The sequence below is a fragment of the Paraburkholderia sp. IW21 genome (assembly GCF_041321145.1).
In the GTDB taxonomy this organism is placed as follows: domain Bacteria; phylum Pseudomonadota; class Gammaproteobacteria; order Burkholderiales; family Burkholderiaceae; genus Paraburkholderia.
The window spans coordinates 105,773-115,825 of sequence record NZ_JBGGWA010000001.1 but is presented as its reverse complement, the minus strand read 5'-3'; the positions used below and the strand labels follow the sequence as shown (position 1 = coordinate 115,825).

The following is a 10,053-nucleotide window of genomic DNA, read 5'->3' as shown; positions in this document are numbered from 1 at the left end:
CTTGAATAGAAGCTTAAGACGTTAGCTGTCTGGGTCGCACGGGAAGCTTCCGTGCGACCCTCTTTCCATGAGAAACAGACATGAAGTATTCATTAATCGCCATCGCGCTTGCCGCGATGCTCGCCGGATGTTCGTCGTCCGCGACGCGCGATCACCTGCAAATCCAGGACCCAACGGTTCTGCAGAACGGTTTCAGCGCAACGCAGAGTCAGGCCGCTGGGGCCGTGACGCCGCAGTGGATCTCGACTTATAGCGGTGTCAAGAACGGCTCGATGCTGAGCTCGGTTCAGACCCGTCTGAACGCACTCGGTGAGCGCAAAAGTAACTACTTCGGTGACAAGGCGCAGTGCTGGCTGAACGCCGCGCGCGACGAACGTTCCAGCCACGACGGCTGGGGCTTTGTCGAGGAAGCGCTGGTCGAAGCCAACCGCCTGACCACGGCGCTCGAAACCGGCCAGGGGCTCTCCGTCGACAATCCGGAACTACGGACCTCTTCGGTGGTGCGGCCGGATCTGTGGAAGCAGATCCTGGCTGCGAAGACGTCTCCGCTCTTCGCGCAGTGCCAGGAAGCTCAGCGCCTCACCGCGTGCTCGGAAGTCGAACTGATTCACGCAGGCCATGAAGCATGGACGCGTGACTTCAGCGAGAGTCAGCGCCTGGTCAATGGCGTCGAAAAGGGCCTGCCCGGCATCGGCGCAGCGCTTGAGGCCTGCACGCCGCCGCCGGTCGCGGCACCGGTCGTTTCGCCGATCCCGCAGAAGATGACGCTGCAAGCGGACGCGACCTTCAAGTTCGATCGCGGCGATCTGGCTGGCATGCTGCCAGGTGGCAAAGCCAAGCTCGATCAGTTGGCCCGCGATCTGAAACAGGTCGACGACGTCACGGGCATCCGTATCGAAGGCTATACGGACCGCCTCGGTAGCGACAGCTACAACCGTCAGCTGTCGAACAAGCGTGCTGAGACGGTCAAACGCTATCTGCAGAGCGGCGGAGTCAAAGCGCCGATGATGGCTCGTGGTCGTGGCAAGGAAGAACCGGTGGTGCAGTGTAACAACCGGAACCAACAGGCTCTGATCGACTGTCTGGCACCGAACCGTCGCGTCGAGTTGGACTTTATGCGCAGTAATGCGCAGGCATCAGCTGCGCCGCAAGCGCAGCAAATGCAGCCACAGCAGATGCAACAGCAAGACCCGCAAGATCAGTGAGGCGGGTGTAATCGCCGGCCCCTGTCGGGCCGGCGATTACGTTCAACGGTAGGGCTGTAATACGTATCACGAGCGCTAACGATGTTCGCGCTCGCTTCTCTCCCCACTTTCTGCCTCCCGCTCGCTCTGAGCGAATTCCAGTTCCGCAAACGCCATTATCGCCTGATCCGCATCCATCACGGTGTGCATTGCCGTCGAACGGACCACGACCTTCATTTCGGCCTGGATACGCAAGCACGCCGTTCGAAAGGTCAGCGCTATGTGTCGCAATCCGCCGTTAATTGAGCCGAGGTGACCGCATTCACTACTTGCGCGTAGGGAATCTCAAATCCTCCAGGTGGGAAAAATCCGACAAATATTGCAGAAATATCGCATCGCCACGACGAAAAAATGTCTTTGCATTGTTGTTAGTATTTCGTCTGATTTCCTGTGTGGGCTATTGCGATTCAGTTTTACGCCCATTGATTAATGATCAGAAAATGGAGCGGTAAATGAAAAGAATCGTGATTATTGACGACCACCCAATGATTCGGGGAACGATAGCTGATGTGCTGCGTGCCGATCCGGAATTAGAGTTGATTGGAGAGTGCGGCGACGGTGAGGACGGCCTGAAAATGGTTCTGACTGAAAATCCCGATCTGGTAATTCTCGATCTCGATTTGCCCCGACTTGATGGTCTATCCATGATCCGCCGTATTCGTGCACACAATACCAAAATCTGCATCCTTGTTCTTTCCGCAAAACCGGAACACGTTATGGCCGGTTATACGCGCGTTGCCGGCGCAAATGGTTATGTCGGCAAAGGTCGCGAAATCAGCGAACTGATTACTGCGCTAAAAACCGTGCTATTCGGCTATGACTGCTTCCCGGCCGATACTGCAAATTCGGCGACCGAGAGCGGACTAAGCACCCTGTCAGCGCGCGAGGTGGAAGTGCTGCAATATCTTGCGCGTGGCGTGAGTAACCGGGATATCGCGAGCCGTTTGTTCCTGAGCGACAAGACAGTGAGCACGTACAAGAGCCGCATCCAGGAAAAGCTTGGACTGTCGTCATTGGCCGCGCTGATTGAGTTTGCTACGTTGCACAGGTTGATCGACTGAGTGTTGCGGGCTATGAATAAAATGAGCCTGCTTGGTTCTTCAGCGGGCGCGCGTCGTCGTGCGCCGCGCTCCTCTCACAGTTTCTCTCACAACGCGGGGCTGACTTCGATCCGTTTCGCGACGGTGTTGGGCTGCCTCTTTGCGTTTGCACTGCTGTGCATGCTGTCGATACGCGCCAACGCGGCGCCGTTAGTCGACGGCACGCCGCGCGCGCTGCGCGTTGACGATTCGCGTGCGGCCGCAGTACTGGCCGCACGCGACGCAGTGGGACAACTCGGGCAGTCGGCCCGCGATCTTCATTTGCGCGAGGAGACCGCTGCTAGCGCGTCTTTTGCACTTGCTTCCGGTAATAGCCACCGTGCGTTCGGCCAATCGGCGACAGGCGCACGTGATGCCGCGATCGAGCGACAAACGTGGCTGTTGGCGCTCGCAGCCCCGGCGGTCGTTGCGTTGGCCGGCGCATGCCTGTCTCGCGCTGCGCTGAGGCGCGCTGCTGAGAAACTGCACCACGTTGAAAACGAATGGACGCACCGGTGCGATGCAGCCGAAGCGAGGGAGCAGGCCGCACGCGCCGCAGTGTCCACTGAGGCGAGCGCCGCCGCGAAGCAGGAGCGGCTCTGGTTGCTCGGCGCGATGCGTCTTTATGCGGAAGCTCCATTGACAGCCGTGGCGGGTCTGCTTGAATCGCTCGAAACGGCGGCCACACCGTCGGCTCAACGCCCGCAGGTTCCGGTGATCCAATCCGCGGTGCGCACATGGGGTCAAACGCTTCACGACTTGCTGGATGTTTCGCCGCTGGAGTCGCGCGCCTTCGTTCTCGACGAAAGCGCGACGAATCTGCGAGAACTCGTCGACGGCGTCATTGCGCTATTGTCTCCGTCCGCGGCTCAACGAGGTTTGCGCTTGAACTCGAGCGTCGATCAAACGGTCGCCGAGCGGATTCTCGCCGATAGTGCCCGGCTCGGTCAGATATTTTTCCATCTGCTAAACCGCACGGTCCAGGCCAGCACGCATGGAGAGATTGCGCTCGTCGTGCGCGCGGAGCCGTCGAATTCCGGCTCACAGCGGATTGTTGTCAGCGTGACGGATGGCGGTGGAAAAGCCGCGCATGCCCCGCAACTACAACTTTTCGGACCGAACGCTGATGAAGCGTCCGCCGAAAGGCGGCTTGGCGACGCTGATGCCTGCTTGCCGCTCTGCCAGATCCTCGCACAGCGTATGCAAGGTGAGCTTTCCGTCGCAAGCAGTTCAGATTCCGGCATCCGCGCGAGCTTCAGTGCGCCGTTCACCGTTGACCAATGGGGACCGTCCACAGATCCAGCTCGTCACGCGCAGGCGCCCTTGTTCGCCCTTGTCGCGCAGTCGCAACAAGCTGCGGCGAGTGCCCCATCTGAACCCTTCGAGCGCCGCTATCTCGACGCGTTGTCCGAAGAAGGTATCGATCTCCACACCTTTCTGGGCGGCTGGCGCCATTCAATGGACGACGACCTGAAGCGCCTGAGCGGATTGAATCACGAGCGCGACAGCGAAGGGTTGAGCAGCGTGCTGCACAGATTGAGCGGCGCCGTAGGTCTGGTCGGCGCGCACAGTCTGATGGAAGCGCTGCGGCACGCCAGCACGACCCCGCTGGAACACGAGGCGGGTGCAATCGACGCGCTCATGGAGCGCGCCAGGACCTTGGTCGCGCAACTCGACACGGCGGTCGACCCTCACCGGAGCACCCTACGATGAACCAACCGCAGGCCCTGATCGAAGGCGATCTGGCGTTTCCGAAGCCGCGGCCATTTGATGGTTTGCCGCCGCCTTTTGGGTCGCGACGACGTGCGGCGCGGACCGCAGCACAAAATGCAGCGCAACGCGAACCCCAGCCCGCCGCACAAACCGAAGCGCAACAGGCGATCCAGGATGCGGTGCAACGTAAGGAGCAGCCGGCGCGTCGAGGCCCGTTTCCTCCGGGCGTGAAGCACGTTCTGTTCTACAAGGCACCCCCGCAACGCTCGGACGCCCATCGTTTCGATGCGGAGATGGCTGAAGCGAAGCGCTATCTTGAGATGGGCAAGATCCGTCTGCGGTCGTCGCGTTCGGATTACGTAATCGGAGCGACGATCTTTCTGGGTTGCAGCATTGCGTTGGCGTGGTTGCTGGCGACATGCACGACGCGAGAAGCGGAGAAGGCGACAGCGCTGGCCGTGACGCGGCCGGTTGTGCCGGCGGTCAGCAGCGCCCCCGTCGATCATTCGCCGGAACCTGCCAAGTTGGCCCAGTCGGCAGTTGAGGACACGCAGACGGTGGTGCAGGGTGTGCCTTCGGTCGCGAGCACGGCCGCATCCGCGCCGAGCTATGCAGCGGCAGATGTCGCGCCAGCGCCTTCCGAGGCGAGCTATGCAGTGCCAATGGTGTCGCCAGCGAGCCACGCCAAGAACGACGACACTACCCCCGTGGCCGCCCCTCGCAGCCCGCGCACGCAGTTGTCGCAGCACGCCGCGCAGCAGCCAACCGCGCGAGCGTCTACCCGCGAAACCATGACGAGCCGTCCGGCAAAAGCGGACCGCAAAGTCGCCGTCGCACGCATGACCGAGGCGCATGTCGACGAGCGCCTCGCGTTGAGCCGCACGGTTCGCCCGGCTACGCGGCCTGCCGTGTCGAAGCAGCCTGAATGGACCGCACGTCCGTCGGCCGACAACGATGCGATCGACCAGGCAGCGTTGCTTAACTGGGCCGCCCAGCAGCGCGCACATGTCACCACGCGTGCCACTGTGCCTATATCGGGTGACGCCGACTGGAACGCCCGCATGACCCAACGCCGGATCACCGACAACCCGGACGCCTTCCAGGCAGGCCGCGGTCAGAAGTAAAAAGCCAAAAAAAAAAGCCCGGCCAAAAGCCGGGCTTCCAAAGTCGGCTGCGTCCTCCACAGGACGCAGCCCCTGCAAAACAGCTCGCAGTTACTGCATGCGTAAGCGAATAACTTAAGCAGCCAACAGCGAACGCAACACGAACGGCAGAATGCCGCCGTGCTTGTAGTAGTCGACTTCGATCGGCGTATCGATACGCAGCAGAACCTGCACGCGCTTCTCCTTGCCGTCCTTGCCGCGAATCACCAGCGTCACTTCCTGTTGCGGCTTGAAATCGTTGCCCAGGCCTTCGACGTCGAACGTTTCTTCGCCGGTAATACCGAGCGATTGCACGCTATCCGAGCCCTTGAACTGCAGCGGCAGCACGCCCATGCCGACCAGGTTCGAACGGTGAATCCGCTCGAAGCTGCGTGCGACCACAGCCTTCACGCCCAGCAGTTGCGTACCCTTCGCAGCCCAGTCACGCGACGAGCCCGTGCCGTACTCTTCACCAGCAAACACAACAGTCGGCGTACCCGCGTCGATGTACTTCATCGCTGCGTCATAGATCGACGCTTGTTCGCCGCTCGGCTGATGAATCGTCAGGCCGCCTTCCACGCGCGTGCCGTCTGCCTTCGCCGGGATCATCAGGTTCTTGATGCGGACATTCGCGAACGTGCCGCGCATCATCACGTCGTGGTTGCCGCGGCGCGAGCCGTAGCTGTTGAAGTCGGCCTTCTGCACGCCGTTTGCCTTCAGCCATTTGCCTGCCGGCGAGTCTTCCTTGATCGAGCCAGCCGGGCTGATGTGGTCGGTCGTGACCGAGTCACCGAAGATGCCCAGAGCGCGTGCGTTCTTGACGGCGGGGATGCTGTCAGCCGGCGTCATCGAGAAGTCCTTGCCGAAGAACGGCGGCTCAGCGATGTAGGTCGACTTCGGCCAGTCGTAGACCTGACCTTCTTCGCCTTCGATCTTGCTCCACAGGTCGCCCTTCTTGGTCAGCGACGCGTAGTTCTTGCGGAACGCGTCTGCGTCCAGCGCGAACTTGAGCAGTTCGTTGACTTCTTCGCTGGTCGGCCAAATGTCGCCCAGGTAGATGTCCTTGCCACCCGTGCCCTTGCCGACCGGTTCGGTCATCAGGTCGCGCGTGATGTTGCCGGCGATCGCGTAGGCCACAACCAGCGGCGGCGAGGCCAGGAAGTTCGCGCGGATGTTCGGGTGAATACGCGCCTCGAAGTTACGGTTGCCCGACAGAACCGCTGCCGCGACGATGTCGTTCTTCGTGATCGCTTCGTTCAGTTCCGGCGTCAGATCGCCCGCGTTACCGATACAGGTCGTGCAACCGTAAGCGGCCAGCGTGAAACCGAGCTTGTCGAGGTACTTCATCAAGTCGGTCTTCGTCAGATATTCCGTGACGATGCGCGACCCCGGAGCCAGCGACGTCTTGATGTGCGGCGCGACCGTCAAACCGGCTTCAACAGCCTTCTTCGCCAGCAGACCAGCCGCCAGCAGCACGCTCGGGTTCGACGTGTTCGTGCACGACGTGATCGCGGCGATCAGGATGTCGCCGTTCTTCACGTCGACGCCGTTGCTTGTCGTGTATTGCGCGTCCAGATCGGCTTCCTTCTTCGCAAAGCCGTTTTCCGCCACCGGCTTCGAGAACAGGTCGCTGAAGGTCGACTTCACGTGACCGATTTCGATACGGTCTTGCGGGCGCTTCGGACCTGCCAGCGACGGCGTCACCGTGCCGAGGTCCAGCGTGACGACCTTGGTGTAGTCGATCTGGCCAGCCTTCGGAATACCGAACAGGCCTTGCGCCTTGAAGTAGTTTTCGAAGGCGGAGATTTCTGCGTCGGTGCGGCCCGTGCCCTTGAAGTAGTCGATGGTTTTTTCGTCGACCGGGAAGAAGCCCATCGTTGCGCCGTATTCCGGCGCCATGTTGCCGATCGTTGCGCGATCCGGCAGCGACAGCGACTTCGTGCCTTCGCCGAAGAACTCGACGAACTTGCCGACAACCTTTTCCTTGCGCAGCAGCTCGGTAACGGTCAGAACCAGGTCGGTCGCCGTCAAGCCTTCGCGCAGCTTGCCCTTCAGTTCGACGCCCACCACGTCCGGCGTCAGGAAGTACACCGGCTGGCCGAGCATGCCGGCTTCGGCTTCGATACCGCCCACGCCCCAGCCCACCACGCCGATGCCGTTGATCATCGTGGTGTGGCTGTCGGTGCCGACCAGCGAATCCGGGTAGTACACGGTGTCCGCGCCTTCGGCTTTCTTGTGCACGCCGCGTGCCAGGTATTCCAGGTTCACCTGGTGAACGATACCCACGCCCGGCGGCACGACCTTGAACGTGTCGAATGCCTGCATGCCCCACTTCATGAACTGGTAGCGCTCGTTGTTACGCTGGAATTCCAGTTTCATGTTCAGGTCGAGCGCGTTCTTTTCGCGGAAGTGATCGATCTGCACCGAGTGGTCGACCACCAGATCGACCGGGACCAGCGGTTCGATCGACTTCGGGTTCTTGCCCACGCGTTGCGCGACACCGCGCATCGCGGCGATGTCGGCGAGCAGCGGCACGCCGGTAAAGTCTTGCAGCACGACGCGCGACACGACGAACGGGATTTCGTCGACGCGCGCTGCGGTCGGCTTCCAGTTCGCGAGTTGCGTGATGTGTTCTTCGGCGATCTTCTTGCCGTCGTAGTTACGCAGCACCGATTCCAGCACGATACGGATCGAAACCGGCAGGCGGTCGATCTTGATGTTCAGTGCTCGGCCGAGTTGCGGCAGGGAGTAGAACTTGCCTTTGCCGGAACCGCTGTCGAATTCCTTGAGCGTTTTGTGGAGGTTGTGGGCCATGGTGTTTTCCTTGGTTTGATCGCGGAACTACAGTACTTAACTTGACTAGATGACGTACAGATCGACGTATTCATTGACCGGCATGGCTTCGAGCCTTACCTGATCCAGCGACACGTCGAGAATCGCCAGTTGTTGCTTGACCGGAAAACGGCGCGCGAGGTTGGTCTTGAACTTCTCGACCAGCAACGGAATCCCGTCTTCGCGACGACGCTTGTGACCGATCGGGTATTCGACTACGACTTCGTCGAACGTTGACTCGTCGTTGAATTCGATCGTCAGTGCATTGGCGATCGAACGCTTCTCCGGATCGTGGTAATCCTTCGTGAACTGCGCGTCTTCGACGCATTCCATCCTGGCGCGCAGCACATCGATACGCGGGTCCTGCGCGATCGAATCTTCATAGTCCGCGGCCGTCAGGCGGCCGTGGATCAGCGGCACGGCGATCATGTACTGGATGCAGTGATCGCGGTCGGCCGGATTGTTCAGTGGGCCTTTCTTGTCGATGATGCGGATCGCGGCTTCATGGGTGCGGATCGTGATCTTGCTGATGTCTTCCACGCGCTTGCCAACGGCGTTCAATTGCATGTGTAAAGTCATTGCCGCTTCCACAGCGGTTTGCGCGTGGAACTCGGCAGGAAACGAAATCTTGAACAGCACGTTTTCCATCACATACGAGCCGTAGGGACGCTGGAACTTGAACTCGTTGCCCTTGAAGAGGACATCGTAAAAGCCCCACGTCTTCGCGGTCAGCACCGACGGGTAGCCCATCTCGCCGGTCTTCGCGATCAACGCGAGCCGCACGGCGCGTGACGTTGCATCGCCAGCCGCCCACGATTTGCGCGAACCGGTATTCGGCGCATGACGATACGTGCGCAACGCATGTCCATCGACCAACGCTTGCGAGACCGCGTTAATCAGTTCGTCGCGCGTGAGGCCGATCAACTGGCCGACCACCGCGGTCGACGCCAGCTTCACCAGCAATACATGATCGAGCCCGACTTTGTTGAACGAGTTCTCGAGCGCGATACAGCCTTGAATTTCGTGCGCCTTGATCATGCCGACCAAAACGTCTTTCATCGTCAACGGTTGTTTGCCCGCTGCGATGGCGCAGCGCGAGAGCCAATCGGCGGTTGCCAGAATCCCGCCGAGGTTATCCGACGGATGACCCCATTCGGCAGCCAGCCATGTGTCGTTGAAGTCGAGCCAGCGGATCATCGCGCCGATGTTGAAGGCGGCCTGAATCGGGTCCAACTGGAACGACGTGCCCGGCACCTTCGCGCCGTTGGGGACGATCGTGCCCGGCACGATCGGTCCCATCAGCTTGGTGCACGCCGGGTAGGTGAGTGCCTCGAGTCCGCAACCGAGCGTGTCGATCAGGCAGTGACGCGCGGTTTCCAGCGCGAGCGTGCTGTCGATCGGGAAATCCAGCACGTAATCGACGATCTCGACCAGGACCTGGTCGGGATCGGGTCGTACGTTGGAAATCGGAGCGGACATCGGGGCGCTTTCCTGATGACGATGACTTAGTTGGACTTGTTGACCGCGTTCGATTGCGTCGGAGCCGGTGCGCCTTGCTGCATGGCTGCCGTTTTGCACTCGTCGGCCAGACGCGCGCTGTCCTTGTCCGAGAACAACATGGCCTTTGTCGGGATCACGACCAGGTCCATACCCGATGCTGCGTCGTGGAAACGCTCCGCGCCCGTGGTGGTCGTTTCGCGGGGCAGATTGTAATTTTTGTTCGCCCAGTGAACCGTGACGATCTGGTCACGTGTCATGTCGCCCTTCAGGTCGAATGCCAGACCTTCGTTGCACGACCACTTTTCCGAGCCTTCCGGCACCGCATCGACCTTCGCTTCCTTGGCCGGATTGGCCTTGCGCTTGATCAGGCGTTTCGGTTGCGGCTTCTTCGGCACAGCCTTGGCAGCCGGCTTCGTGGTGGTCGCCGTTTGCGCAGCGGCGTCAGTCGCGACGGTTAGCATCGTCGTGGACAGGGCGCCAATCACGGCGGCGATCATCAGTTTTTTCATGAGGGAGAACCTTTCTATCTGGTTTCAGTTGAAC

The 10,053-nt window shown here is 60.6% G+C and carries 8 protein-coding genes; 5 read left to right on the top strand and 3 right to left on the bottom strand.

Features of this window, described 5'->3' with window-relative positions:
* The first annotated feature begins 80 nt into the window (after positions 1-80).
* The 5 genes from ACAX43_RS00520 (at position 81) to ACAX43_RS00500 (ending at position 5,160) form a co-directional block, all read left to right on the top strand.
* On the top strand, positions 81-1,205 hold the full coding sequence (locus ACAX43_RS00520; protein WP_370706476.1) for an OmpA family protein: 1,125 nt from the start codon (positions 81-83) through the stop codon (positions 1,203-1,205).
* 81 nt (positions 1,206-1,286) lie between these two features.
* A complete protein-coding gene (locus ACAX43_RS00515; RefSeq protein ID WP_370706475.1) occupies positions 1,287-1,490 on the top strand; it encodes a hypothetical protein in 204 nt (67 codons plus the stop codon).
* Between the two features lie 206 nt (positions 1,491-1,696).
* Positions 1,697-2,305, top strand: coding sequence for a response regulator (locus tag ACAX43_RS00510; protein ID WP_370706474.1), 609 nt, complete (start codon positions 1,697-1,699; stop codon positions 2,303-2,305).
* A gap of 12 nt (positions 2,306-2,317) precedes the next feature.
* Positions 2,318-4,036, top strand: a complete 1,719-nt coding sequence (locus ACAX43_RS00505) for a sensor histidine kinase (protein ID WP_370706473.1) — start codon at positions 2,318-2,320, stop codon at positions 4,034-4,036.
* On the top strand, positions 4,033-5,160 hold the full coding sequence (locus ACAX43_RS00500; RefSeq protein ID WP_370706472.1) for a hypothetical protein: 1,128 nt from the start codon (positions 4,033-4,035) through the stop codon (positions 5,158-5,160). The genes ACAX43_RS00505 and ACAX43_RS00500 overlap by 4 nt, the downstream gene beginning before the upstream one ends.
* A gap of 114 nt (positions 5,161-5,274) precedes the next feature.
* Here the strand turns inward: ACAX43_RS00500 and acnA are convergent, their stop codons facing one another.
* Genes acnA through ACAX43_RS00485 form a run of 3 tightly spaced genes read right to left on the bottom strand, consistent with a single transcriptional unit; the run spans position 5,275 to position 10,019 of the window.
* The gene (gene acnA / locus ACAX43_RS00495) at positions 5,275-7,992 is read right to left on the bottom strand and encodes an aconitate hydratase AcnA (protein ID WP_370706471.1); all 2,718 of its coding nucleotides are present in this window, start codon (positions 7,990-7,992) and stop codon (positions 5,275-5,277) included.
* A gap of 45 nt (positions 7,993-8,037) precedes the next feature.
* On the bottom strand, positions 8,038-9,489 hold the full coding sequence (locus ACAX43_RS00490) for a bifunctional 2-methylcitrate dehydratase/aconitate hydratase (RefSeq protein ID WP_370706470.1): 1,452 nt from the start codon (positions 9,487-9,489) through the stop codon (positions 8,038-8,040).
* Positions 9,490-9,515: 26 nt separating this feature from the next.
* Entirely contained in the window at positions 9,516-10,019 is a 504-nt protein-coding gene (locus ACAX43_RS00485; RefSeq protein WP_370706469.1) for a hypothetical protein, read from the bottom strand.
* Between the last annotated feature and the right edge of the window lie 34 nt (positions 10,020-10,053).

Bases quoted from the DNA above. Each gene is read 5' to 3' on its own strand.
- ACAX43_RS00520 (WP_370706476.1), top strand. From the start codon at position 81: ATGAAGTATTCATTAATCGCCATCGCGCTTGCCGCGATGCTCGCCGGA.
- ACAX43_RS00515 (WP_370706475.1), top strand. From the start codon at position 1,287: ATGTTCGCGCTCGCTTCTCTCCCCACTTTCTGCCTCCCGCTCGCTCTG.
- ACAX43_RS00510 (WP_370706474.1), top strand. From the start codon at position 1,697: ATGAAAAGAATCGTGATTATTGACGACCACCCAATGATTCGGGGAACG.
- ACAX43_RS00505 (WP_370706473.1), top strand. From the start codon at position 2,318: ATGAATAAAATGAGCCTGCTTGGTTCTTCAGCGGGCGCGCGTCGTCGT.
- ACAX43_RS00500 (WP_370706472.1), top strand. From the start codon at position 4,033: ATGAACCAACCGCAGGCCCTGATCGAAGGCGATCTGGCGTTTCCGAAG.
- acnA (WP_370706471.1), bottom strand. From the start codon at position 7,992: ATGGCCCACAACCTCCACAAAACGCTCAAGGAATTCGACAGCGGTTCC.
- ACAX43_RS00490 (WP_370706470.1), bottom strand. From the start codon at position 9,489: ATGTCCGCTCCGATTTCCAACGTACGACCCGATCCCGACCAGGTCCTG.
- ACAX43_RS00485 (WP_370706469.1), bottom strand. From the start codon at position 10,019: ATGAAAAAACTGATGATCGCCGCCGTGATTGGCGCCCTGTCCACGACG.